Source organism: Parafrankia soli, from assembly GCF_001854695.1.
GTDB lineage: Bacteria > Actinomycetota > Actinomycetes > Frankiales > Frankiaceae > Parafrankia > Parafrankia soli.
The window spans coordinates 14,123-38,120 of sequence record NZ_MAXA01000230.1 but is presented as its reverse complement, the minus strand read 5'-3'; the positions used below and the strand labels follow the sequence as shown (position 1 = coordinate 38,120).

The 23,998-nt window shown below is 73.5% G+C and carries 21 protein-coding genes and 1 pseudogene; 15 read left to right on the top strand and 7 right to left on the bottom strand.

Annotated features, from left to right (window positions below; genetic code table 11):
* Positions 1-7: 7 nt before the first annotated feature.
* From pglZ to BBK14_RS22780, 3 genes are read left to right on the top strand one after another with little or no spacing between them, the layout of a single operon-like run.
* Positions 8-3,181 (top strand): BREX-2 system phosphatase PglZ, encoded by a 3,174-nt coding sequence (pglZ, locus tag BBK14_RS22790; protein ID WP_241831767.1) that lies wholly within the window; start codon positions 8-10, stop codon positions 3,179-3,181.
* The gene (brxD, locus tag BBK14_RS22785) at positions 3,178-4,533 is read left to right on the top strand and encodes a BREX system ATP-binding protein BrxD (RefSeq protein WP_071065306.1); all 1,356 of its coding nucleotides are present in this window, start codon (positions 3,178-3,180) and stop codon (positions 4,531-4,533) included. Before pglZ ends, brxD begins: the two co-directional genes overlap by 4 nt.
* Positions 4,530-6,800, top strand: coding sequence for a DEAD/DEAH box helicase (locus BBK14_RS22780; protein WP_071065305.1), 2,271 nt, complete (start codon positions 4,530-4,532; stop codon positions 6,798-6,800). Before brxD ends, BBK14_RS22780 begins: the two co-directional genes overlap by 4 nt.
* Here the strand turns inward: BBK14_RS22780 and BBK14_RS40485 are convergent.
* Entirely contained in the window at positions 6,781-6,933 is a 153-nt protein-coding gene (locus BBK14_RS40485) for a hypothetical protein (RefSeq protein ID WP_241831766.1), read from the bottom strand. The two genes, BBK14_RS22780 and BBK14_RS40485, sit on opposite strands and share 20 nt — an antisense overlap.
* Before the next feature lie 249 nt (positions 6,934-7,182).
* Positions 7,183-7,371 (bottom strand): hypothetical protein, encoded by a 189-nt coding sequence (locus BBK14_RS40480; protein ID WP_241831765.1) that lies wholly within the window; start codon positions 7,369-7,371, stop codon positions 7,183-7,185.
* On the opposite strand from BBK14_RS40480, the pseudogene BBK14_RS35780 reads away from it, so the two are divergent.
* Together BBK14_RS35780 and BBK14_RS39060 are read left to right on the top strand one after the other, a co-directional pair.
* Positions 7,286-8,323: pseudogene (locus BBK14_RS35780) on the top strand (serine/threonine-protein kinase); the annotation flags it as partial. The gene BBK14_RS40480 and the pseudogene BBK14_RS35780 overlap by 86 nt on opposite strands.
* Positions 8,324-8,513: 190 nt before the next feature.
* Positions 8,514-9,317 (top strand): hypothetical protein, encoded by an 804-nt coding sequence (locus tag BBK14_RS39060; RefSeq protein ID WP_198541398.1) that lies wholly within the window; start codon positions 8,514-8,516, stop codon positions 9,315-9,317.
* Positions 9,318-9,408: 91 nt separating this feature from the next.
* On the opposite strand, the gene BBK14_RS22760 is transcribed toward BBK14_RS39060, so the two are convergent.
* Complete coding sequence (locus BBK14_RS22760) at positions 9,409-10,002, bottom strand: hypothetical protein (protein ID WP_131802398.1); 594 nt, start codon at positions 10,000-10,002, stop codon at positions 9,409-9,411.
* Between the two features lie 734 nt (positions 10,003-10,736).
* Between BBK14_RS22760 and BBK14_RS22750 the strand changes: the two genes are divergently transcribed.
* The 7 genes from BBK14_RS22750 to BBK14_RS22720 all read left to right on the top strand — a co-directional run bounded on the left by BBK14_RS22750 (position 10,737) and on the right by BBK14_RS22720 (position 16,890).
* Entirely contained in the window at positions 10,737-11,270 is a 534-nt protein-coding gene (locus BBK14_RS22750; protein WP_071065319.1) for a GNAT family N-acetyltransferase, read from the top strand.
* A gap of 113 nt (positions 11,271-11,383) precedes the next feature.
* Positions 11,384-12,061, top strand: a complete 678-nt coding sequence (locus tag BBK14_RS22745; RefSeq protein WP_071065301.1) for a histidine phosphatase family protein — start codon at positions 11,384-11,386, stop codon at positions 12,059-12,061.
* A gap of 273 nt (positions 12,062-12,334) precedes the next feature.
* On the top strand, positions 12,335-12,694 hold the full coding sequence (locus tag BBK14_RS42950; protein WP_241831764.1) for a PhoD-like phosphatase N-terminal domain-containing protein: 360 nt from the start codon (positions 12,335-12,337) through the stop codon (positions 12,692-12,694).
* Entirely contained in the window at positions 12,645-13,694 is a 1,050-nt protein-coding gene (locus tag BBK14_RS42945) for an alkaline phosphatase D family protein (protein ID WP_241831763.1), read from the top strand. The genes BBK14_RS42950 and BBK14_RS42945 overlap by 50 nt, the downstream gene beginning before the upstream one ends.
* Positions 13,585-13,986: a hypothetical protein gene (locus BBK14_RS40465; protein WP_071065298.1), complete on the top strand. Its 402-nt coding sequence runs from the start codon at positions 13,585-13,587 to the stop codon at positions 13,984-13,986. Before BBK14_RS42945 ends, BBK14_RS40465 begins: the two co-directional genes overlap by 110 nt.
* A gap of 134 nt (positions 13,987-14,120) precedes the next feature.
* A complete protein-coding gene (locus BBK14_RS22725) occupies positions 14,121-16,379 on the top strand; it encodes a hypothetical protein (RefSeq protein ID WP_071065297.1) in 2,259 nt (752 codons plus the stop codon).
* A gap of 28 nt (positions 16,380-16,407) precedes the next feature.
* Positions 16,408-16,890: a hypothetical protein gene (locus tag BBK14_RS22720; RefSeq protein ID WP_071065296.1), complete on the top strand. Its 483-nt coding sequence runs from the start codon at positions 16,408-16,410 to the stop codon at positions 16,888-16,890.
* Positions 16,891-16,897: 7 nt separating this feature from the next.
* On the opposite strand, the gene BBK14_RS22715 is transcribed toward BBK14_RS22720, so the two are convergent.
* Both BBK14_RS22715 and BBK14_RS22710 read right to left on the bottom strand, forming a co-directional pair.
* Positions 16,898-17,995 (bottom strand): sensor histidine kinase, encoded by a 1,098-nt coding sequence (locus BBK14_RS22715; protein WP_083391180.1) that lies wholly within the window; start codon positions 17,993-17,995, stop codon positions 16,898-16,900.
* Positions 17,992-18,654: a response regulator transcription factor gene (locus BBK14_RS22710; protein ID WP_071065295.1), complete on the bottom strand. Its 663-nt coding sequence runs from the start codon at positions 18,652-18,654 to the stop codon at positions 17,992-17,994. The genes BBK14_RS22715 and BBK14_RS22710 overlap by 4 nt, the downstream gene beginning before the upstream one ends.
* Positions 18,655-18,742: 88 nt before the next feature.
* On the opposite strand from BBK14_RS22710, the gene BBK14_RS22705 reads away from it, so the two are divergent.
* The 3 genes from BBK14_RS22705 to BBK14_RS22695 are packed head-to-tail and all read left to right on the top strand — an operon-like array spanning position 18,743 to position 21,830.
* Entirely contained in the window at positions 18,743-19,492 is a 750-nt protein-coding gene (locus tag BBK14_RS22705; RefSeq protein ID WP_071065294.1) for an ABC transporter ATP-binding protein, read from the top strand.
* Positions 19,489-21,102 carry an ABC transporter permease subunit gene (locus tag BBK14_RS22700; protein WP_071065293.1) on the top strand — a complete coding sequence of 538 codons (1,614 nt, stop codon included), beginning with the start codon at positions 19,489-19,491 and terminating at the stop codon, positions 21,100-21,102. The genes BBK14_RS22705 and BBK14_RS22700 overlap by 4 nt, the downstream gene beginning before the upstream one ends.
* Positions 21,099-21,830 carry an ABC transporter permease gene (locus BBK14_RS22695; protein ID WP_071065292.1) on the top strand — a complete coding sequence of 244 codons (732 nt, stop codon included), beginning with the start codon at positions 21,099-21,101 and terminating at the stop codon, positions 21,828-21,830. The genes BBK14_RS22700 and BBK14_RS22695 overlap by 4 nt, the downstream gene beginning before the upstream one ends.
* 51 nt (positions 21,831-21,881) lie before the next feature.
* Here BBK14_RS22695 and BBK14_RS22690 read toward each other — a convergent pair whose 3' ends face one another.
* The gene (locus tag BBK14_RS22690; protein WP_071065291.1) at positions 21,882-22,556 is read right to left on the bottom strand and encodes a potassium channel family protein; all 675 of its coding nucleotides are present in this window, start codon (positions 22,554-22,556) and stop codon (positions 21,882-21,884) included.
* Positions 22,549-23,976: a TrkH family potassium uptake protein gene (locus BBK14_RS22685; protein WP_241831762.1), complete on the bottom strand. Its 1,428-nt coding sequence runs from the start codon at positions 23,974-23,976 to the stop codon at positions 22,549-22,551. Before BBK14_RS22685 ends, BBK14_RS22690 begins: the two co-directional genes overlap by 8 nt.
* Positions 23,977-23,998: the final 22 nt, after the last annotated feature.

The following is a 23,998-nucleotide window of genomic DNA, read 5'->3' as shown; positions in this document are numbered from 1 at the left end:
GGCCGTCGTGCGGAACCGGGTCGCCCAGCTGCGGCGCGCCGCGCAGGGCGATCACGGCGGCCAGCCGCGCGTCCTGCTCGTCCGCGCCCAGCCGGTCTGGCCGGCGCCGGAGAAGCTGGACGTCGGTGACCGGCCGGTCCGGGTGGTGCCGTGCGTGTCGCCGCTCGCCGTGCTCGAAGAGGTCACCCGCTGGGCGCGCGACCCGGTCGAGGACGGCTGGCTGGTGCTGCTCACCGACGCCGACGAGGAGACGCTGGGCGACTCCGTCCTGGCCCAGGTCTACCGGCAGCGGATCGACGTCATCGAGCCGTGGCTCGCCGTCCTGGAGGACTTCGGCGCCACCCAGGCCGACCCGCGGCTGCGCGCGCCCGAGAACCGCTGGGTCGCGCAGGCACTGCTGGAGGCCCGCCCTCCGGCCGGTTGGCCGCGCCGGCCCGGCGGCCTGCTCAGCCGGGAGGACGCGCTGGCGGAGCTGGCCGCCGTCCGGCTCGGCCTGACCGAGCTGGGTCTGGGCGCCGCCGACCTGGACATCGCCACCCTGCTGCGCTGGACGACGGCGCCCGGCGCCACCGAGGCGCTGCGCCGACTCGGTGACGACGAGCGCGCCGGCCTCACCGACTACCTGGTCGAGCGGACCGGTCGCGCGGGACGGGCCCTGTTCACCCTGGTCGCCGCCGGCAACGGCGAGCGGGCGCTCGCCGTCGGCCTAGTCTGCGACTGCCTGTGGCCGCCGGCCCACCGCGACGCCGCCCACCCGCCCACACCGACCACACCGACCGCGGCGCCCGCGCCAGCCGCGCCGCCCGCCGGGGACGCGGCGGCGGTCGAGCGGGCGGTCGAACGGGCCAGGGTCCGGATGGAGCGTTACTTCGGCGATGTCCGTCTCGACGACGCGACCATGCGGGCGTTCGCCGAGGCCGTGCGCGAGGTGGTCACGACGACGCCGGTGGCCACCCGCCCGGGTGTGGGCCGGCTCGGCCTCGACGGGGCCGCCGGCGCGTCGGCGACGCTGCACCCGGATGACGGCCTCCCGGCCCTACTCGACACCGCGGACCGGCTGCTCGGTGACCTGGACGCCCGGGCGGCCGGCACCGCGAGCGACATCCTGCGGGCCGGGTTCGACCACCGGCTGGCCGCCGTCGCCGCCACGGTCGGCGACTTCCTCACCGCCGCCGGGGCCGGGCTCCACCGCACGCTGCTCGCGCGGGCGGCCCGCGACGTCGTGGCCGCGGTCGGATCGCTGCGCGGGCACCTGCTGGCCGGCGTCGACCGTCCCGAGGTGGAGCGGGCCGCGATGGCCGGCCGACTCGTCAGCTGGCTCGCCACCCAGCCCACCGGTTCGCTCGCCGCCGCCCGCCCCGCGGACGGGCCACGCCCAGGCCGGGAGCGGGCCGACGGGCCGACGACGCTGGCCGGGGCCCTCGACACCCACCTCGACGACGGTGCCTGGGCCGACATCGCGCTCGGCCACCTGGCTGCCGGCACCCCGGCGCCCGCGATCGGCACGGCATACAGCGATCTTTACCAGGTGGTGGCCCTGCGTCGCCGCACCGTCGACGCGACCTTCGCGCGGCTCCTCGCCCTGTGGACCCCCACCGGCCGGCCGGCGGGGGCGGCCGCGCCGGGCGGGCCGCTGTGCGTCGAGGAGGTTCTCGACCGGGTGGTCGCGCCGGTCGTGACCGCGCGCGGCGGCCGGGCGCTGCTGGTCGTGCTCGACGGGATGAGCGCCGCCGTCGCCGCCCAGCTGGCCGCCGAGCTGCGGCGCGAACGCTGGGAGGAGTGCGACCCGCTCGGCTCCCTCGACGGGGAGCCGGCCGGCCCCGCCCGGCGGCGGGCGGCCGTCGCCGTGCTGCCGACGGTGACCGCGACCTCGCGGACGTCGCTGCTCGCCGGCCGGCTGCTCACCGGCGACAAGGCGACGGAGAAGGCCGGGTTCGAGAACCATCCACGCTGGGGCCGGCGGACCGCCCGGCTGTTCCACCACTCCGATCTGCCCGGCGTGCCGGGCACCGCGCTCGACGGGGAGCTCACCGACGCACTCACCTCGGACACCCCGCTGGTGGCGGTCGTGATCAACACGGTCGACGACACGCTCGAGAAGGGCCGGCAGCGCGACGACGGCGGCTGGAGCCTGGCCGATGTCGGCCGGCTGCGCGCGGTGCTGGGCTACGCCCGGACCGCCGGGCGGTCAGTCATCCTGACCAGCGACCACGGCCATGTCGTCGACCATCGCGCCGAGACGCTGACCGCCGACGACGCCGCGTCCGCCCGGCACCGCGTCCCCGGCTCGGGCGGCGGCGACTCCCGGGACGGCGACCTCCTTGACGGCGAGGTGGCGCTGGCCGGGCCGCGGGTGCTCGCGCCCGACGGGCGGATCGTCGCGCTCTGGGACCCGGCCGTGCATTACCTGGGCCGCAAGGGCGGCTATCACGGCGGCGCGTCACCGGCCGAGGTGACGGTGCCCGTGCTGGCGTTCCTGCCGTTCCGCCTTTCCGCGGCGTCGACGAGCCGCAACCCGCCGCCCGGCTGGCGCCCGCTGCCCGACCAGCGCCCGCGCTGGTGGTCACTGGAGACGACGGACCTCCTCGGTGGCCTCGGCGCAAGCGCCACCGGGCCGGTCGGGCAGCACGGCGGCGCCGTCCCAGTGGAGGAGGCTGGGGAGACGATGGCGCTCCCCCGCAAGCGGCGCAGGCCCACGGAGGAGCAGACCGGCCCGGCGCTGTTCGACCTTCCCGCTGCCGAGGTGCCCGCGGGTAGGACGGCGACCGGTCCGGCGGCCACGGCTGAGGGGGCGGCCGGTCCGGTGGACGCGGACGCGGGCGCGGGCGCGGGCGCAAGTACGGCGACGGCCGGCGGCAGGGAGGACCCGGTCGACGTCCTCGTCGCCGGGCTGCTCGCGTCCGAACTGTTCCGGTCCCAGCTCGACGGGCTGGCCCGCAAGGTGCCGGCGGAGAAGGTCGAGGCGGCGGTGCGGGCGCTGCTCGACGCGAACGGCACCCTGGCGACGAGCGTCGTCGCCGAACGGGCCGGCGAGCGACCGGCGCGGGCCGGCGGCTTCGCCGTCAACCTGCAGCGCCTGTTCAACATCGACAACTACCCTGTGCTGGCGCCGATCGACGACGGCCACACGCTGCGCCTCAACGTCGACCTGCTGCGCGCCCAGTTCGGGCTGACCCTGTGACGGCCGGCCAGGTCAGCGCGGCGCGGCGGCGGGACGTGCTGGACGCGCTGCGCCGCGGCGCGGTGCCGGCGGCCGGGCTGGACCTGCTCGCGGTCGGGCTGGGCCGGTTCGAACGCGTCGCCGCCGAGGACCTGGCCGCCGTCGCCGCCGGCGGGTCGGTGTTCAAGGCGGTCCGCGGCGAGTACGGCTCGGGGAAGACGTTCTTCACCCGCTGGCTCGCCGAGCGGGCGAAGAAGGCGGGCCTGGCGACCGCCGAGGTGCAGATCTCGGAGAACGAGACCCCGCTGCACAGGCTGGAGACCGTCTACCGCCGGCTGACCGAGCGGCTGACCACCGCGACGTTCCCGCCGAGCGCGCTGCGCCAGGTCGTCGACGGCTGGTTCTACGCGCTGGAGGAGGACGTCCTCGCCGCCGACGGGGCCGCGGGCGGCGCAGCGGCGGGCGACGACACCACGGCGCTCGACCGGGCCGTCGGCGAGCTGGTCGACCGGCGGCTCGCCGACGTCGGCCGGACGGCGCCCGCGTTCGCGGCGGCGCTGCGCGGCTACCGGGCGGCGCTGGCCGCCGGCGACGAGGCGACGGCGGCGGCGGTGCTGGCCTGGCTCGGCGGGCAGCCGCATGTCGCGGCGGCCGCCCGGCGGGCCGCCGGGGTGCGCGGCGACCTGGACCATTTCGGGGCGCTCGGCTTCCTGCAGGGGCTGCTGGTGGTGCTGCGCGACAGCGGCTTCCGTGGCCTGCTCGTCGTCCTCGACGAGGTCGAGACGCTTCAGCGGGTCCGTTCCGACGCGCGGGACAAGGCGCTGAACGCGCTGCGCCAGCTCATCGACGAGGTGCACAGCGGCCGTTTCCCCGGCCTGTTCCTCGTCATCACCGGAACGCCGGCCTTCTACGACGGCCAGCAGGGGGTGGCGCGGCTCGCCCCGCTCGCGCAGCGGCTGGCGACCGACTTCACCGCCGACCCGAGGTTCGACAACCCGCGGGCCGTGCAGCTGCGGCTGGCCGGGTTCACCGGGGCGTCGCTGGTCGAGCTCGGCGGGCGGGTCCGCGACCTGTACACGGCCGGCCTGCCCGCTGATGCGGCCGGTCGGATCGACCGGCTCGTCGACGACGCCTATCTCGGTGAGCTGGCCGGGGCGGTCGCCGGCCGTCTAGGCGGGAAGGTGGGGGTGGCACCCCGGCTGTTCCTGAAGAAGCTCGTCGGGGACGTCCTCGACCGGGTCGACCAGTTCGACGACTTCGACCCCCGGCGCGACTACCCGCTGACCATCGGGACGGCCGAGATGACCGACCTGGAACGCAACGCCGCCCACGCCCACGCCCACGCCGACGACATCGACCTGGACCTGGATTGACCGCGCGGCCGGAGGCGCCCGCCGCCGACGCGGCGGATCTGCTGCACCCGGTGGTGCTGCACCACATCGTGAACACCCTGCAGTGGCCGGGGCTGCGGCCGTTGCAGGAGGAGGCGGTCGCGCCGCTGCTCGCCGGTGCGGACGCGCTGCTGCTCGCGCCGACCGCCGGCGGCAAGACCGAGGCGGCGACGTTCCCGATCCTGTCCCGGATGGCGGCCGAGAACTGGCCGGGGACGTCCGTCCTGTACCTGTGTCCGTTGAAGGCTCTGCTGAACAACCTGACGCCCCGGCTGGGGACCTACACCGGCTGGCTCGGGCGGCAGGCCGCCGTCTGGCACGGCGACGTCGCCGAAAGCCGGCGCAACCGGATTCGCCGGGAACGGCCCGACGTCCTGCTCACCACGCCCGAGTCGCTGGAGGCGATGCTCGTCAGCCTCCGCACCGACCATCGCGGCTTCTTCGCCGGCGTCCGCACCGTGATCGTCGACGAGGTCCACGCGTTCGCCGGCGACGACCGCGGGTGGCACCTGCTCGCCGTCCTGGAACGACTGCGCCGGATCGTCGCCGCCGAACAGGCCTCGGCGCACGGTGATCGTGGTGTTCCGCGGAACACCACGCCCGTCCCGCGGGACGCGCCGGATGGCCCGCCTGCCGCCGCCGGGGCGGAGCCGCGCTGGGAGCTGCAGGTCATCGGCCTGTCTGCGACCGTCGGAAACCCGACCGAGCTGCTGCGCTGGCTGCAGGGCTCGGGCGCGGGCCGGCGCCCGGCCCACGTCATAGCGCCGGATCTGCCGACCGCCTCATCGGCCACGGCGGCCGGACCGGTCACGGTGCCGCCGGGCGAGGTCGAGCTGGACTACGTCGGGTCGGTGACGAACGCGGCGAAGGTGCTGGCCACCCTGCACCGGGGCGAGAAGCGGCTCGTGTTCTGCGACTCGAAGAAGACCGTCGAGGAGCTCGGCCAGGCGCTGCGCGCCCTCGGTGTGGCGACGTTCCTCTCGCACGCGTCGCTGTCCGCCGAGGAGCGGCGCCGCTCCGAGGACGCCTTCGCCCAGGCCCGGGACTGCGTGATCGTCGCGACCAGCACGCTGGAGCTGGGCATCGACGTCGGCGACCTCGACCGGGTCATCCAGATCAACGCCCCGGGAACCGTCGCCTCGTTCCTGCAGCGCCTCGGCCGCACCGGCCGCCGGGCGGGCACCACCCGCAACTGCCTGTTCCTCACCCTGACCGAGAGCGCGCTCGTGCACGCCGCCGGGCTGCTGTCGCTGTGGGGCCAGGGCTGGGTCGAGCCGGTCGTCGCCCCGCCGGAGCCCCGGCACATCGTCGCCCAGCAGGTGCTCGCCTACTGCCTCCAGGAGAACCGGATCGGCGACCGGACGTGGGCGGACGAGTGGAACGGCCTCGCGCCCTTCGACCGTTCGGCGGAGCCGATCGTGCGGCACCTCGTCCGCGCGGGCTACCTGGACTCCGACGGCGGCATGCTGTTCATCGGACCCGAGGCGGAGCGTCTCTTCGGCCACCGGCACTTCTCCGAGCTGACCGCGGTCTTCACCGCGGCACCCGAGTTCACCGTCCTGCACGGCCGGGACGAGATCGGCCGCACCGACCCGGTTCTGCTCACCGACCCGGTCGAGGGCCCGCGGCTGCTGCTGCTCGCCGGCCGCAGCTGGCGGGTCACCCACATCGACTGGAAACGCCGCCGCTGCTTCGTCGAGCCCGCCGAGGGCGGCGGCCGGGCCCGCTGGCTGACGTCCGCCGACGGCGGGCTGTCCTTCGAGCTGACCAGGGCGATGCGGGACGTCCTGCTCGGCACCGACCCGCCGGTCCCCCTCACCCGCCGGGCGACGCAGCGGCTGGCGACCGTCCGCGAGAACCATCTGGACGTCGTCCACCCGGGCGGCACGATGATCGTCCGGACGGAGGACCTGACCGACGTCCGCTGGTGGACCTGGGCCGGCGAACGCGCCAACCGCACCCTCGTCGCGAGCCTCGGCGACCTCGCCGACCCGCTCCAGGCCCCGACCGCCTCCTACCTGCGCCTACGCAGCGACCTGACCCCACCCGAGTGGAGGGCCGCGACCGCGGACCTGGAATCCCGCCTCTGCCTGCCCCACGTCACCGACGAGGCGCTGGCCGGCCTGAAGTTCAACACCGCGCTACCCCCGCGCCTGGCCGAAGCGACACTCGCCACCCGCCTCGCCGACCTCCCCGCAGCCACCACCGTCCTGCGCGAACCCGTCCGCTTCACGACCCTGGAAAACTGACCGCTCGTCCGAATGCCCGCTCCCGCAGCGGGCTCGCGCACAGCAACGCCCAGGCCGCCAGGGACGAGGCGTCCTTGATGACTCCTCCGGAGAGCAGGTCGCCCCACTCGCGGTGACTGAAACGACGTGTCACGAGATCCTGCTCCTCCACGGAGAGCTCGCGCTGTCCGGGGGAGAGCTCAGTGGCCAGCCAGACCTGACACGCCTGGTCGGCGTAGCCGTAGGCGGTGAAGATCTGCCCCAGATGGTCGAGCCGGCCGGCCCGGAGCCCGGTCTCCTCCCGTAGTTCGGCCTCGGCCAGTTCCGCGGGCCCGACTTCCGGCTGGTCCTCCCAGGACCCCTGGGGGAACTCCCAGTAGCGGCCGTTGACCGGGTGGCGAAACTACTCGACCAGCCACACGCCATCAGTGTCGACAGGGATGATCAGGGCGAAGTCCGACTTCTCGACCACACCGAAAAGGCCGGGGCTGCCGTCGGCCCGAACGATGGCATCCTCCCGGACCCGCATCCACGGGTTCTCGTACGCGATGCGGGTGTCGCGAACGACGAAACCTCTGTCGCCAGCTGGCACGGTCTCCTCGCTTCGGTGCGGTGTCCACCGCGGCGGCCGGGCCATGCGGACGACGGCTGATGGCCGCGGACGACGACCGATGATCGCGGGCAGGCCGACAAGTTCGACGTCGCGTTCCCACAGTAGGCGGGCCAGTCGCGGGGCCCGGAAGGCTCGAACACCGACAAGTCACGTTGACGCCGCTCGCAGGTGCCGGCAGGGTAACGATGATCGGCTCGGCCGCGGTCAGCGATGGGCTTGTTGCGCTGGGCGCCTCGGGCCAGGACGACGGGGGACGGGGTGTGCTGGCACCGCTGACAGAGGCCGACCCCAGGAGCGTCGGCGGGTACCGGCTGGACGCGCGGCTGGGCTCAGGTGGCATGGGCGCCGTCTATCTCGCGTTCGGCGCGGACAGCCAGTCGACGGCACTGAAGATCATCCGGCCCGATCTGGCCGCACACCAGGAGTTCCACGCACGGTTCCGCCGGAGGTGGCCGCGGCGCGGCGGGTGCGTAGCAGTTTCGTCGCCGAGGTGCGGGCCGCCGATGTCGACGCGGATCCACCGTGGATGGCCACCGAATACGTGGACGGCGTCACCCTGGCCAGGGCCGTGGCGGAGGAAGGACGCCTCGACGGACGCCGGGTGGTCAGCCTCGCCGCGGGTCTGGCGAGCGCGCTCGTCGCCGTGCACCAGGTGGGGCTCGTGCACCGTGATCTCAAGCCCGCGAACATTCTGCTCGGACGGGATGGTCCGAAGGTCGTCGACTTCGGTATCGCCCGCGCCCTCGACGAGACAGCACTGACCGACACCGGGAACGTCATCGGAACGGCTGCCTGGATGGCACCCGAACAGCTCCTCGGGGAGCGCGCCGGCCCCGCGGCGGATGTGTTCGCCTGGGCCCTCTGTGTGGCCTTCGCGGCGACCGGACGCCAGCCGTTCGCCGGCGAGCCGGTGAACACTCCGGTCGCCTCCGCGCTACGCAGGTTGAACGCCGAGCCCGACCTCGACGGCGTGGGCGTCGCCGCCAGAGCCGCCACGGCTGCCCGACCCGCCGTCACCGCCACCTGGCCCGCCATCACGGCTGAGGGACATCCCCGCTCGCTGGGTGACGTGACTCGTCGACTCGATCGGCCGCCGCCCGTCGCGCGCTCTGGTGCCGGCCGTGGCGGTGGCGGCGCTGCTGGTCGCGGGCGCGGGCGCGGGCCTGGCGATGCTGATCGCCGCGAGTCGTCCCCCGGGGAACAGTCCGGTCGCGGGCGGCACCGCCGCCCTTCGCCCCGGGTCCGATTCCCGGTCGTCCGCTCTCTCCGCCGACCGGACCGGACCGGACCCCACGGCCACCGCGACCCCGGCCCTGCCGAGCGCAGGTCCTCCCGGATCGCCGGCAGCCGGCGACAGCACCCCGGAGGGAGCTTCCGGCGCCCCGGATCTCGGACAGCCGCCGCGGCGCTCCGCAACCGCCGGACCCACCGCCGCGCCCACGGCCGGCGCGCCACCGCACTCGACACCGACGCCGACACCGAACCCGCAGGCACCAGACCCACAGGCACCAGGCCCGCCCGCGCAGGTCCCGCCGGCACCGTCCGCCACCCGCCCGCCGCCCGACCCGGACGGCGGGACGACCAGCCAGCTCGTCCTCCACGGCGCCGGAGGCACTGCCGGCTGGATCTGGTTCAACAGTGGAACCGCCAACCTGGAGAAGGGCCGCAACTCCTTCACGGTCAAGGACGTCGCCTGCGGCGACGCCTGGAGCATCTACGTCCAGTACGCCTACCAGGATTCGCAGGGGAACCCGCGTGAGAGCAGCAAATATCTTTCCGGGGACTGCGACCCGGTCGAGTGGTCGGGTTCCATCGCCGGCGCCCAGCCGGAGATCCTTTCCTTCCGGTGGCGGGGCTGCAAGTGGGACACCAACCACCAGAGCGCCGACACCTGCGAGCCGTGGATCACCTCGACCCTGCGCTGAGGACCCGAGGCCACCGAGACCGGCGCCCCCACCGTCATACGCGAGCCCGCGCGCTTCGCCACCCGGAGAATCTGACCAACGCGGCGCCCTACTACCGGGCGCCACCAGTTCGGCCCCGTCCGGCCGCGACGAGCGCGGCACGGCAGGCGGCGACCCCCGCCACCGCGTCACCGACCACCGGGACCGGAACCGGCGCTGGCGCTGGCGCTGGCGCTGGCGCCGAGCCGGTCGGCGGGGCCGGGGTGTGCAGGCCCGACCAGATGTTCAGCCAGGCCGACCACCACCGGGCCGGATCAGCCACCCGGTGCGCCCGGTAGGCGGCCGCGACCATCGCTCCCACCCCGGCACGCCTCAGCACAGCGCGCACACCGTCGGTCTGACCCGGCGTCAGGGCGTACGACGTCGTCGGTCCTGGAGACCGGGGTGCCCGGTCCTCATGACTCGAAGCCGGTGCCGGCCCTGGTGCCGGCCCTGGCGCTGGCGCTGGGCGGACCAGGCGGTACCGGGACGGGAACGCTCCCGACCAGTCCGCCGCGTCGAGGTAGTAGGCGATCGCGAGCAGGACTGAACGCAGGACACGCACGGACACGAGCCGGCCGCCGACGGCGGTCGGGACGAGCGTGAGCGCGCGAACGTGGGAGTACATCGCGGAGACGGCGGAGCGTTGTGGAATGCTGGATGGCACGGTTCGGGCTCCTGGTTTGGCAGGGTTCGGATCGAGGCCCCGTTCCGGTGCTGCTAACACCGGGCGGGGCCGCCCCACTGGGAGGGATAACCCACAGTAGCGGGTTAAATCAGCTGCACCCGCCAGGCTTTTGCTGTGACCACAACTAAGCCACGTCCCCGTGTGGACGACGAACGACATCGCCGCGTGGCTCGGCGTGGGAGCGGAGCAGGGACGCCGGATCGTGAGCCACCCCGACCCTCCCGGACCGCCTTCCACGAATCAGTCATTTTTATTTATAAATTTTCATTTCCGAACAGGATCTGGCTCGTCAAATCATCGAGGCCGAGCAGCTGCACATGGCCACCGAGGCCGCCACGACAGGCCGCTGGCGGTCGCCGGAACCGTCCAGTGCAGGATCGGCTCGGCCGAGTCGCTGCTGATCAGCGGCGGCGGGGAGCCGCACGGCGCCTCGGTGGGCGTGGGCGGGCGCTTCTCAGTCGTCTTCGCCAATCCTTCCGTCCCCAGCACCGCGACCGTCCAGGTGAGATGCGACGTCGCGGGCCAGCGGACGTATCACCCGACCAGCTTCCTCCTACGTCACCCGGTGGTCGGCCAGGTTCTCAACGTGAGCCTCATCGCCTGATGACCCGACCGGTGGGTGGTGCGCGCAAGTCCCGGCGCACCACCCACCGGTGGAAATCGCGTGCGCCTTTCACCTCGACCAGTCTCCCGGGTGGGAGACTGGCGACACAATGAAAAACGTGATCACTTCTTTGGACAGGCCGGCGAACCCGCCCTGGCAGCCGTTACAGGCCGAGGGGTGGAAGCTGTCGGACAGTCCCGAGCTCCTGGACCGCCACCAGGTGTGGAGGTGGTTGTCGCTGGAGGCCGCCTGGTCGCGTGGCCGCAGCCAGGAGGCTGTGAACACCTCGCTCGACCATTCCCTCACCGTGGGCGTCTACGATCCGGCTGGTCGGCAGCGGGGAGTCGCCCGTTGCGTGACCGACCGGGTGGCCGTCGGATTCATCGACGACGTCTACGTCGATGCGGACCATCGTGGCAAAGGTGTTGGGCGCTGGCTGGTGTGCGGGCTGCTCCAGCATCGACTGCTGCGCGGCATCTCGCAGTTCACGTTGGTGACGGAAGACGCGCACGCCCACTACGCCGCGAGCGGATTCACGCCCCTGACCAAACTCCAGCGATGGATGCAGTGGCGACGCGACACCGGCTCCGCGTACACGCCCGATCCCTGGGCGCCAGGCTCCCCGCCCAGCTCCGTCAGCTGAGGTGCCGACGTTGAGCCGCTCGCGCATTCGTCCTCCGCGAATCGGTACGCGTCGCAGCGTGGTGAGTGACACTCTCTGCGACAGGCGCATTCCGAGACGGGGGCATCGCGGCGATGGAGACGGACCTGTTGCTCGCACGGCACGGTGAGGCGCACTGCAATCTCAGACGTGTCGCGGGCGGCGAGATCGGCTGCACCGGACTGACGGAACGTGGCCGTGACCAGGCGCGGCAGCTCGGCAGGCGGCTTCGCCGAATGCACGACGACCAGCCTTTCGACGCCGTCTACGTCTCGTCGAGGCGCCGTGCCCGGGAGACCGCGGAACTCGCCACCGGCGGGCTCGGCGTGCCGGTCACCGTCGAGCCGGCACTGGCGGGGCCGCAGCACGGCGTCGCGGACGGCCGGCCTTGGACGGAGATCTGGGCCGCGTTCGGTGCCAGCCCCGGCGACGAGCCGGACCGGCCGTTCGCCGAGGGCGCGGAAAGCTGGAACCAGTACCTCGCCAGGGCGATGGCAGCTCTGGGAGAGATCATCGAACGACATCCGGAGCAGCGGGTGCTCGTCGTCGCGCACGCCGAGACCGTCGAGGCCGCCCACACACGGTTCCTGCGGCTGCCGTCGCGCCCAGGGGTCGGTTTCGCCGTGGCGCACTGCTCGATCACCTGGTGGTCACACCGCGCGCCGGAGTTCGGGGCGGCACGCTGGCAGCTCGTCAAGCACAACAGCACCCGACACCTCGATCAGATCGAGTCCGCCCGTCTCACACCCGCGGCGCGGGAATCCGGCCCCTGACGGGCAGTACGCGGCCATGTGCCTGAACGGCTCGACGCCGCTCGACCCGACATCCCCCGCCACCGTGGGCGGGCCTGGCGCGAAACACGTCTCCTGGTTTCTTCCGCGGCCGTGCCCCTGCCATAAACCGTGCTGTGTGCATAGACCGTTCCAGGCGTCGAGCAGATGACGGATGATCCGTCGAGACGGGACCTGGGATCGCACTGGCCAACGGGCCGTGAACGCTTTCTGGATCGCACCTCCGGTTGCTTCGGCAGGTCGTAGGAATCATTCATGAGCCAGGTGAGCCGACGGTCCGTCGTTCTCGGCGGAATTGCGGGTGTGGGAACGGTGCTGGCGGGTGCCGCGGCGGCCCGTGCCGCCTCCTATCCGTTCACGCTGGGCGTCGCCTCGGGTGAGCCCAGCGCGGACGGATTCGTGCTGTGGACCCGCCTCGCGCCCAGGCCCCTCGCCACGGACGGGCTCGGCGGCATGTCGAGCGGCGCCGTCACCGTGGAGTGGCAGGTCGCCACGGACCAGTACTTCACCCAGCTCGCCGCCAGCGGCTCGGTCTCCGCCGTCCAGGCCTGGGCGCACAGCGTGCATGTCGAGGTCGGCGGCCTGCAGCCCAACCGGGAGTACTGGTACCGCTAACGAGAACCTGCAGCTCTACCGGCGCCTGCGCTGGGGCAGCCTGGCCACCTTCCACATGCTCGACACCCGGCAGCACCGGGACGACCAGGCGTGCGGTGACGGCACGAAGGTCTGCGCCGCGGCCGACGACCCGGCACGCACGCTGACCGGGGCGACGCAGGAGGCATGGCTGCTCGACGGCCTCGGCCAGCGCCTGGGTACCTGGGACATCATCGGCCAGCAGGTGTTCTTCGCCCAGCGCCTCGCCGCCGCCGACGGCTTGAAGAGCATGGACGCCTGGGACGGTTACACCGCCAACCGCGGCCGGATCCAGGCGGGCTGGCAGGCCCGCGGCAACACCAGCACGGTCGTGCTCACCGGAGACGTCCACCAGCACTGGGCGGCCGACATCATGGACGACTACACGACCCAGAACAAGGTGATCGGCACCGAGCTGGTGTCCACCTCGATCACCTCAGGCGGGGACGGCGCCGGTGCCGGGACCGGCCTGTCCGGCCTCAACCCGCATGTGAAGTTCAACTGGAACCGGCGCGGCTACGTCCGCACCGTCACCACACCCACCCAGATGACGGTGGACTTCCGCCTGTACCGCGACGGGACGTCGCTGTACGAGAAGAAGCTGTCGGCGGGCGGGAGCGGCGGCTGGCGGCACGTCCAGYCCGACGTCGCCCTGCGCGAGGACGGCACCGCGGTGGTCATCTGGGCGGAGGACCCTGACGGCAACGGGTACTACAACATCGCCGTGCGTGCGGTGAACACCGCGGGCACGGTGACCGGCTCGGCCCAGGCCAACGCGAACGCCGACGGGCAGCAGCTCAACGCGCACGTCGCGGCGGACCCGGACGGCCCCGGGTTCGCGGTCGCGTTCGAGGAACCAGCTCCACCCGTCGGTGGCCGCGAACCTCAACGGCGACCAGGTCGTCGCGTGGGAGACCGACCAGAACGGGAGCGCGCAGGTCGGCGCCCGTTCCTTCAGCGCGGCGAACGCGGCCGGACCTGAGGTCGTCCTGCCCGGGGCGGACCCGCAGACCGGCATCGACGACCAGCGCAACGCGGTGGTGTCCTGGGGCGAGTCCACCGACGTCCACGCCCAGGGCCTCAACCCGGACGGCACGGTCACCGGCCGGCTGCCCCGGCTGCGGGTCCACAGCACCGTCGCCGGCAAGCAGAACGAGCCGGCGCTCGGCGTCAACCCGTGGGGCCAGATCGTGATCGCCTGCACCGACGACAACGACGGCAACGGCTTCGACCAGGTGTATCTGGGCACCGGCCTGGTCAACAGCACCTGGTGAACAGGGGGCCGGCATCGATGGGGATGATCCGCGCTAACGTGCGGATAGGGTTCCACTCCGTGGACGTCGGCTGTAGCCACCGCTGAGCCGCATCCGGCGAGGAACACGAGAAGCCCGAGACCGAGGACCCGCCTGTGCATCCGACGCCGCTCGACCCGCCGTCCGCCAGCCGGGCGTCCCTCGGACCGGCCGGAGGCGGGCCCGCCTCCGGTGGGCTGGAGCGGATCCGCGGGCAGGTGGTGTTCGACAGCGCGTGGTTCCCGCTCCGGGAGCACGGATCGCAGGGCTTCTCCCGGATGGGCAGCCGCCGGCTGGTGCTCACCGACCACCCCGCGGCCTACGTCCATGACACGAACGTCCTCGGTGGGGCCACCACCGTGACCGCGCTCGAGCCGGCCGTCGACCCGGGCGCGACGGTGGAGCTCGTCGAGCACAGCGGCCGCCTCGTCGTCGACCTGCGGCTACCGGCGGGACGGGCGTTCGCCGCGTCCACCGTGGCACCGTTGCCGACCGAGGCGCTCGCGCTGCTCACCGGCCTGCGGGGCGCGCTGCTGGCGGACGCGGCATCGACGTCCTTCGTCAGCCCGTGCGCGGTCTCGGTGACACCGCTGTACGAGGCCGAGCCCACCGCGGCCGCGCCGTCCGCGATGGAGGCGACACCAGCCGTCGCCGCGCCGCGGGAGCTGACGGCGTACGTGGTCGTGCGGGGCGGGCGGCTGGAGCTGCGGGCCCGCGGGCGGGCGCTGCTCGACTGGCCGCTGAACCGAATCGGCGTCGGCCCGGGCGGCCCGAGTGTCGCGGTGGTCAGCGGCGGCGCCGTCCTGGACGGCCGGTTCCTCACCGGAGTCGTCCTGCACCTGGTCACCCCGCAGGTGCTGCACGCCTTCCTGGCGGCGGCGGGAACGGGGACGGTACGGGCGGACGCCTCGGACGCGCCGGCCGCCATCGGGACGTCGGCCCCGGTGTCGGCGCGGGGCCTGGCGGGAGACGCCGAGGTCACCAGGGTCGACTGCGTGCTCGACGACACCGCCCTCGAGCTGCAGGAGCATCACAGCGCCCGGGTGGTGGCCAGGTTCGACCTGTTCGACTCGCGGCTGCGCGTCGCCGGGTCGGCCGAGCGGTTCGTCGTCGTCGACCCGGAGCACGGCCCGGTGACGGTGCAGAGCGAGTCGGCGGTGTTCGGCCGGCGCCTGCTGGAGCATCCGGCGCTGCGCACCGCCGCCGAGCGAACCCTGGCGGACGGCCCGTACCCGGCCGAGCTCGCCGACGGCCGGCCGGTCGTCTGCGCGGTCGGGCCGGACGCGCTGCGGGTCCGCGGTCCCGGCCTGGAGCTGCGCCTGCCGTTCACGGCCCTGCGCGCGGTCGAGGGGACGTCCCAGGAGCAGCGGGCCGGTCTGCGGGTGGCGACCGGCGACGCCGAGGTCTCGATCGTCGGCCAGCTCGAACTGGTCCGCGCGGTGCACACCGACATCGTGGCCGGCCGGCACGCCACCGCGGGGCCGCGGGCCGTCCCCGACATGCTGCGGGCGGCCGTCGGGCTGGAGGAGGACTACTTCCTCTATACGATCTTCGGGCCGTTCTACGAACTGCACGCCGTGCTGCTCGGTGACGGTACCGCGGCCGAGCTGGGCCGGGCGGTGCCACAGCCCACGGACGACGAGGCGCGGGCGCGGACGGCCGCGACCCTCGCGGAGGGCCTGGTCGAGCTGCAGCGCCATCTCGACCAGGTCGGCTCGGTGCTGCCCGCGTTCGTGCGCCACCGCGACGCCCTGCTGCTGGAACCGGTGACCGGTGGCGCCGAGCCCGCCTGGCTGAAGGCACAGGAGGGTCGGCTGCGGGCGGCGCTGACGCCGGTGCAGCGGGCGGCGGCGGAGACCGCGCAGCTCGCCGCCCAGGCGACCCGGCTGCTCGACCTGGACCCGGCGGCGCTGCCACGCCCCAACTACACCGGGACGGCGGTCTCCCTGGGCGTCGCCGCGCTGCTGAACCCGGTCTTCCTGGTGTCGGGGGCGACCCAGGCCTACAGCCGTTACACGCAGGGCGAGAAGCGGACCGCGCAGCTGGGGGCGCAGTCCGCGCGCGGCTGGGCGACGCTGCTCGACCGGTGGAACGTCCTCGTCTCGACCACCCTGCCGGTGCTCGGCTACGTCCTCACCGAGAACCTGTTCGCGCCACGGTGGGAGACCGCGCGGCGGATGACGTCCGAGCTGCGCGGAGCGCCCGTCCACACCCGGGAGGCGGTGCTGAGCGCGGTCGCGTACCGGCTCGCGCGGCTGGACGTGCTGCGACGCTATCCCGCGGGGGCGGGGATCCGGGTCGGGCGGGGCGCGGTCGCGGACCATCTCCGGGCCGCCCGGGATACCGTCGCCACGCCCCGTTTCGTCGACTTCTGATCCACCTTCTGACCCGCGGGGAGCAGGAATGTCGATCTTCACCAGCCAGTTCGACCGGGCCCGCGCCTACGCCGACGACTATGCCGGGCATCACGCCGACCCGGACCTGACGGACCCGGTCACCCGCCACGGCGACGCGGGCCTGGACGCCGGTTCCGTCGACGGCGCCGGCTGGGGCGAGGGCTGGGACCACGACTGGGACCTCGACCCGGGCCACGGCTCGAACGCCGAGACGGCTACGGGCACCCACCACGACGCGTCCGGCGCCGAGGAGACGAAGCTCCACGACTCGGACCCGCACGAGACCGACGGGGTCCACGAGACCGGCGGAACCCACGAGCATCACGAGAGCCACGAGGCGAAGCACTCCGATGACGGCGGGTGGAAGCACCCCGAGGACTACGGCACCACCGGCTCCGGAGCCGGTGGTGCCTCGTTCGGCCTCGACGACGACGGCGGCGCCTACCTCGTCGACGACGACCCGGTCGACGACGACAGCGTGGATCTTTAGGCCTGGCTCAGGGGATCCTGACTCCAGGGAAGAGGACCTCGATGTCCAGGCCACCCTCGGGCCGGGCGCGCGCGGTCAGGGTGGCGCCGTGCGTGCCCGCGACGGCGCGGACGATCGCCAGCCCGAGGCCGTGCCCGGCGGCCCGCCGGACCCGCTGGCCGCCGAGCTGCTGGAACGGCTGGAAGAGCCGCTCGACCTGGTCCGGTGGGACGACCGGTCCGGTGTTGCGAACCGTGAGGTGTGCTCCGTGCCTGGTGGCCGCCGTCACGATCTCGACTCGTCCGCCGGGGACGTTGTGCCGCAGCGCGTTGTCGACCAGGTTCGCCACCAGGCTCTCGACCAGCCGTGGGTCGCCGGCCGTCGGCGCCGCGCCGAACGTGCTGATCACCTCGACGCCATCGTCCCGTCCGGTGCCGTCGACGCCTCCGGTCCGCCGGGTCAGCAGGACGCCGCGGGCGACGACCGCCAGATCGAACGGTTCTCCGTGTTCCACCCCCTGCTCGCCGCCGGCCAGCGTGAGCAGCGCCTCGATGAGGCTCTCCTGTGCTTCGCCGAGGGCGAGCACGTCCTGGCAGGCGGCCCGCAGCGAGTCGACCGTCGCGTCCGGGTCGGCGAGGGCCACCTGCAGCACCGTCCGTGTGGCGGTCAGGGGCGTCCGCAGCTCGTGGGAGGCGTTGGCGACGAAGTGCCGCTGCGACGCGAACGCCGCCTCCAGCCGCTCGAACAGGTCGTCCAGCGTGCCCGCCAGCTCGGTGAACTCGCCGGGCCGCCGGTGGGGCCCGAGCCGGCGGTGCAGGTTGGTGGCGGAGATGTCCCGTGCTGTCGTGGTCATGGTGCGCAGCGGGCGCAGGAAGCGGCCCGCCACCAGCCAGCCGAGGATGATCGAAATCACCACCATGGCGGCGAGGGCGACCGCGGAGACGGTGAGGAGACGGGACGTGTCCGGGCCGGGCGGGGCGCTCGTCCCGAGGCCGGGCGGGACTCCCACGGGGACGGACTGGCGGGTCTGCAGGATCGGCACGGAGAGCAGCAGGACGCCCGACACGAGGAACGGGCCCGCGTAGAGCAGGGTGAGCTGCGTCCGCAGCGTCCACCGGAGCGTCACGACTCACCGATCCGGTAGCCGCCCTCGCGGACCGTGTGGATCACCGGGGGATCACCGAGCTTGGCCCGCAGGCGGCGGATCGTCGTCTTCACGGCGGTCGTGAACGGGTCGGCGGTCTCGTCCCACACCCGTTCCAGGAGCTCCTCCGCGGAGAGCAGCCGACCGGCCGAGGAGAGCAGGCACTGCAGGACCGCGAACTCCTTCGGGCTCAGATCCAGGCGGCGCCCGGCGCGGGACGCGACCCGGCGGGTCGGGTCGAGGGTCAGGTCCCCGCTCTCGAGGATCAGCGGCAGCGCCACGGCGGGACGGCGGCCCAGCGCCCGGACCCGGGCCACCAGCTCGGCGAAGTCGAACGGCTTCGGCAGGTAGTCGTCGGCGCCCAGACCGAGTCCGTCGACGCGCTGCCTGACGGTGCTCGCGGCGGTCAGCATCAGTACCCGGCTCGCCGAGTGCGCGGCGGCGATCCGCCGGCACACCTCGTCGCCGTGCACGCCGGGCAGGTCCCGGTCGAGGACCACCACGTCGTACCGCGTCACCGCCAGGTGATCGAGAGCGTCGGCGCCGTCGAGGACCACGTCGACCGCCATGCCCTCACGGCGCAGCCCGGTGCCCAGGGTCCGGGCCAGGATCTCGAAGTCTTCGACCACCAGAACACGCACGCCCCTCACGGTGCCATGCCCCGGGTGTCAGCCCGGTGTCGTCCACCGGCACCGGGATGACACCGGCGCACGCGTAGAACCCGGACCCATGATTACTGTGCACGGGCTGCGCAAACGGTTCCGCGGAACCGTCGCCCTCGACGGGATGACCTTCGCCGTCCGGCCGGGGCAGGTCACCGGGTTCGTCGGCCCGAACGGCGCGGGCAAGTCCACCACCATGCGCGTCATCCTTGGCCTCGACAGGGCCGACGCCGGTGACGCCCTCATCGACGGCCATCCCTACCGCGGCCTGCGCGACCCGCTGCGCCACGTCGGCTCCCTGCTCGACGCCGCGGCGCTGCAGCCCGGCCGGACCGCCCGCAACCATCTCCTCTGGCTCGCCCACTCGCAGGGCCTCACCGCCCGGCGCGTCGACGAGGTTCTCGATCAGGCCGGCCTGCGGGCGGTCGCCCGGCGCCGGGCCGGCGGCTTCTCGCTCGGCATGCGGCAGCGGCTCGGGATCGCCGCCGCGCTGCTCGGCGACCCACCGGCGCTCCTGCTCGACGAGCCGTTCAACGGCATGGACCCGGAGGGCATCGTGTGGATGCGCCGGCTCCTGCGTGCGCTCGCCGCCGAGGGCCGCGCGGTCCTGGTGTCGAGTCATCTGATGAGCGAACTGCAGGAAACCGCCGACCACGTGGTGGTGGTCGGGCGCGGAAAGGTCATCGCCGACGCGCCGGTGGCTCACCTGCTGGCCACCGCGCCGGGGGCGCGGCGGGCGACGCTGGAGGACGTCTATCTGGCGCTCACCCGTGACGAGGTCGAGTTCCGCGCCGTGGACCCGGCGCGGGCCCGATGAACGCCTTCGGCCAGGTGCTGCGCGCCGAGTTCACGAAGTTCCGCACCGTCCGCGGCTGGGTCGTCGCGGCCGTCGCGGCCGCGGGCGCGACGATCCTGTTGGGCCTGCTGCCAGGCATGCAGGGCTCGTGCGGCCGGAACGGGCCCGGGTCCGAGTGTGCGCCGACGCTCGGGCCCGGCGGGGAGGTGGTCGTCGACAGTTTCGCCTTCGCGCACCGCCCGCTCACCGGGGACGGCAGCATCACCGTCCGCGTCACCTCGCTCACCAGCCGCCTGCTGGACCCGGGCCCGGACGGGCCGCCACCGGACGACGGGTCTCCCCACGAGGCGTCTGCACGCGAGGCGGCCACGCCAGGGGCGTCTCCGCGCGGGTCGCGCCCTGCCGTCGTGCCGTGGTCCAAGGCCGGGCTCATCCTCAAGGCGGGCACGGCGCAGAGCTCGTCCTACGCCGCGGTCCTGGTCACCGGCGGCCATGGCGTTCGGATGCAGTACGACTACACCCACGACCGTGCCGGGACGCCCGGCACGGTCAGCACCGACTCCCCGCGCTGGCTGCGGCTCACCCGCACCGGCGACACCGTGGCCGGAGCAGAGTCGCCGGACGGCACCACCTGGACCACGGTCGGCTCCGTGCGGCTGGCCGGCCTGCCGCCGACGGTCGAGGCGGGGCTGTTCACGACGTCCCCGCAGCACGCGGAGCGGGTCGGCGGATCGCTCGGCGCCGGCACCACGGGCGGCCCGACCGAGGCGACCGGGACCTTCGACCACCTTCTCGTGCGGGACGAGGCTCGCTCAGCCGGCGCGCCCGGCCAGGTGGCGCGGCCGGCGTGGGAGGGCGAGAACGTCGGCATGCCGGGGCCTGCGCCGCAGGTTCCCGGCGGCGATCTCGAACGCGCCGGCGGCGTGTTCACGGTGACCGGCTCCGGCGACATCGCCCCGGCCGTCGCCGGCGCGGCCGGTATCGGCGTGTCCCTCGCCCGGACCCTCGCCGGAACCTTCGTGATGTTGCTTGTCGTGACCGTCGTCAGCACCGGGTTCATCACCGCGGAGTACCGCTGCGGCCTCATCCGGACCACCCTGACCGCCAGCCCCCGCCGCGGCCGGCTGCTCGCCGCGAAGGCCGTCGTGGTCGGCGCCGTCGCGTTCGTGACCGGCCTGGTCGCCGCCGCCGTCGCCGTCGTCCTCGGCCAGCGCGTGCTGCGCGGCAACGGCGTCTACGTCCACCCCGCGACGACGCCGACCGAGCTGCGCGTGATCGTCGGGACCGCCGCGCTGCTCGCCGTCGCCGCGGTCCTGGCGCTCGGGCTGGGGACGTTGCTGCGGCGCGGTGTCACCGCGGTGGCGACCGCCGTCGCCGTGATCGTCCTGCCGTACCTGCTGGCCATGACCGTCCTGCCGGACGGGGCCGCGCGGTGGCTGCTGCGGGTGAGCCCGGCGGCGGCGTTCGCGCTGCAGCAGACGGCGACGCAGTATCCGCAGGTCGCCAACCTCTACACGCCGGCGAACGGGTACTTCCCCCTCGCCCCGTGGGCCGGCTTCGGGGTGCTCGCCGGGTGGGCCGCCCTCGCCCTGGGCACGGCCGCCGTCCTCCTCCGGCGGAGGAGCGCGTGAGATCGGCCCTGCACGCCGAGTGGACCAAGCTGCGGACCTCGCCCGGCACGCTCGGGCTGGCGCTCGCCGTGATCGTGAGCACGGTCGGGTCGAGCGCCGCGGTGGCCGCGGCGACCGGGTGCGCGCCGGGAGGTTGTGGGCAGGACCTGACGAGACTGAGCCTCACCGGGGTCCAGGTCGGTCAGGCCGTCGTCGCCGTCCTCGCGGTCCTGGTGATCGGCGACGAGTACAGCACCGGGATGGTCCGGGTCACGCTCACCGCGCTGCCCCGACGGACGACTGTCCTGGCCGCCAAGGCCGTCGTCGTCGCCGGGGTCGTCGCGGTGACGGCCGTGCCCGCCGTCCTCGGGTCCCTGACCGTCGGGTGGTTCATCCTTCCCGGGCACGAGGTCGTCCCCCGGGCGGCCGTCGGTTCCGTGCTGTACCTCGTCCTCATCGGCCTGCTGGGCCTGGGAACGGCCACCGCCGCGCGGAACCCGGCGGCCGCGTCCGGGATCGTCCTGGGACTGCTGTACGTGTTCCCGATCATCGCCCAGGTGGTCACCGACCCGGGCTGGCGGCGGCACCTGCAGCAGGCCGGGCCGATGAGCGCCGGGCTCGCCGTCCAGGCCACCGGCGACGTCGACGCCGTGCCGATCGGACCGTGGCAGGGACTCGGCGTGCTCACGCTGTGGGCGCTGGCCGCGCTCCTCACCGGCGGCCTGCTCCTCGCCCGGCACGACGCCTGACCACCGCGACACCTGACCACCGCGATGCCTCACCACAGCGGGCGAGCGGTCTCAGGATCCGCCGATCTCGGCGGCGAAGCTCTCGACCCGGTCCGTCCTTCCGGCGATCACCACGAGATCACCCACGTCGAGGACCGTTCCGGCCTCGGCGTGGGTGAACTCGCCGCCGGGCTTCTTCGCTCCGACGATGGTGATCCCGTACCTGCTGCGCAGCGCCGTCTTCTCCAGCGCCCGCCCGCAGATCCCGCGCGGAGCGCGCAGCTTCGCTATCGCGTAGTTGTCGTCGAGCTCCAGGAAGTCGATGAGCCGGCCGGTCAGCAGGTGGGCCACCCGCTCACCGGCATCCCGCTCGGGATAGACGACGTGGTTGACGCCGATGCGTTCCAGGATGCGGCCGTGCTCGCGGGTGATCGCTTTCGACCAGACCTCGGCGACGGACAGGTCGAGGAGCACACCGGTGGCCAGCACGCTGGCCTCGATCCCGGTGCCGATCGCGACGACCGCCTGCCGGAACTCGTGCGCGCCGAGCTGACGCATCACCTCCTCGCTGGTGGCGTCCGCCTCGACCACGTGGGTGAGCTTCCCGGACCAGCGCTGGACCAGGTCGTGGTTGGAGTCGACGGCCACCACGTGATGTCCCAGCTCCTGCAGGGTCTCGGCCAGGGTGCTTCCGAAACGACCGAGACCGATGACGAGGACGCCGTCCTCGGAATGTCTGCTAGCCAACGATGGGCCTTTCCTCCGGTAGGCGGTACAGCCGCCGCCGTTCGCGCAGCGCCAGCGCCGACGCGACGGCTATCGGCCCGGTCCGACCGATGAACATCAGCACGATGAGCACGCACTGCGCGAACGCGGGCAGCTCGGCGGTGATCCCCGTGGACAGGCCGACGGTGCCGAAGGCCGACGTGACTTCGAAGAGCACCTGGTCGAGGGTGTGGTGGCTGACCGAGAGCAGGCACAACGTGGCGACGACGATCAGCGCGACGCCGAGCAGCGCGACCGCGAGCGCCTGGCGCAGCGCGGCCGGGGAGACCTGGCGGCCGAAGGCGTCCACCGTCTCGTCGCCGCGGGCCTCGGCCAGGATGGCGAAGAAGAGGATCATGAATGTTGTGATCTTGATTCCGCCGGCGGTGCTGGCGCTGCCGCCGCCGATGAACATCAGCACGTCGGTCACGACGAGCGTGCTCGCGTCCGCGTCCGCGTAGTCGATCGAGTTGAAGCCCGCGGTGCGCGCGGTGGTGCTGGCGAAGAACGCCGCGAGCAGCTTGTCACCGACGCCGTGCTCCCCCAGTGTCGCGGCGTTGCGCCACTCCGTCGCCGCGACAGCGATCGTGCCGGCGACGGTCAGAATCCCGTATCCCAGCAGCGTCACCCTGGTGTGAAGGGACCAGTACCGGGGTGTCCGAAGCTCGTGCCGCAGTTCGAACAGCACCGGGAACCCGAGCCCGCCCAGGATCACACCGCCGGCCACCGTCAGGATGATCACCGGGTCGGCCGCGAAGCCGACGAGGTTGTCCCCGTAGAGCGAGTGGCCCGCGTTGTTGAACGCGGTGATCGAGTGGAACACGCTCTCGTAGGCGGCGCGGGCCGGTGACCTGTCATAGGTCAGCCACAGCCGCAGGAACAGCACCGCGGCGATCACCGCCTCGACGGTGAAGGTCACCAGGGCGACCGCGCGCACCACCCGCCGCACCTCGCCGAGGCCGAACGATTGGGTCTCGGCGGCGGCCAGCAGCCGGATCCGCATACCCAGCCGGCGCGACACCAGCAGTCCCAGCAGCGACGCCGAGGTCATGAACCCGAGCCCGCCCAGTTGGACCGCCGCCGCGATCACGACCTCGCCGAAGGTGGTCCAGTGGGTGCCGGTGTCGACGACGGCGAGCGCCCCGCTGGCGGCCCCGGTCGCGGTGAAGACGGCGACCAGCGGCGACGTCGTCCGGCCGGGCGTGGTCGCGACGGGCAGGAGCAGGAACAGCGTCGTCGCCGCCACCGTGACCGCGAAGCCCAGCACGACGAGCCGGACCGGATGGGTCAGCAACCCCGCCCGCGGGCGGGGGCGCAACCGACGGGCGGGGCGACCGCTTTCCGGGCGCAGGAGACTCGCGATCCCGTCCGCGCCGGGTGTCGCGGCTCGCCGCGGGGCCACCGCACGTTTCCTGACGAGTTCA

Excerpts from the sequence above, each read along its gene's own strand:
- BBK14_RS22750 (WP_071065319.1), top strand. The coding sequence starts at position 10,737 with ATGAAAAACGTGATCACTTCTTTGGACAGGCCGGCGAACCCGCCCTGG.
- BBK14_RS22745 (WP_071065301.1), top strand. The coding sequence starts at position 11,384 with ATGGAGACGGACCTGTTGCTCGCACGGCACGGTGAGGCGCACTGCAAT.
- BBK14_RS42950 (WP_241831764.1), top strand. The coding sequence starts at position 12,335 with ATGAGCCAGGTGAGCCGACGGTCCGTCGTTCTCGGCGGAATTGCGGGT.
- BBK14_RS22720 (WP_071065296.1), top strand. The coding sequence starts at position 16,408 with ATGTCGATCTTCACCAGCCAGTTCGACCGGGCCCGCGCCTACGCCGAC.
- BBK14_RS22705 (WP_071065294.1), top strand. The coding sequence starts at position 18,743 with ATGATTACTGTGCACGGGCTGCGCAAACGGTTCCGCGGAACCGTCGCC.
- BBK14_RS22700 (WP_071065293.1), top strand. The coding sequence starts at position 19,489 with ATGAACGCCTTCGGCCAGGTGCTGCGCGCCGAGTTCACGAAGTTCCGC.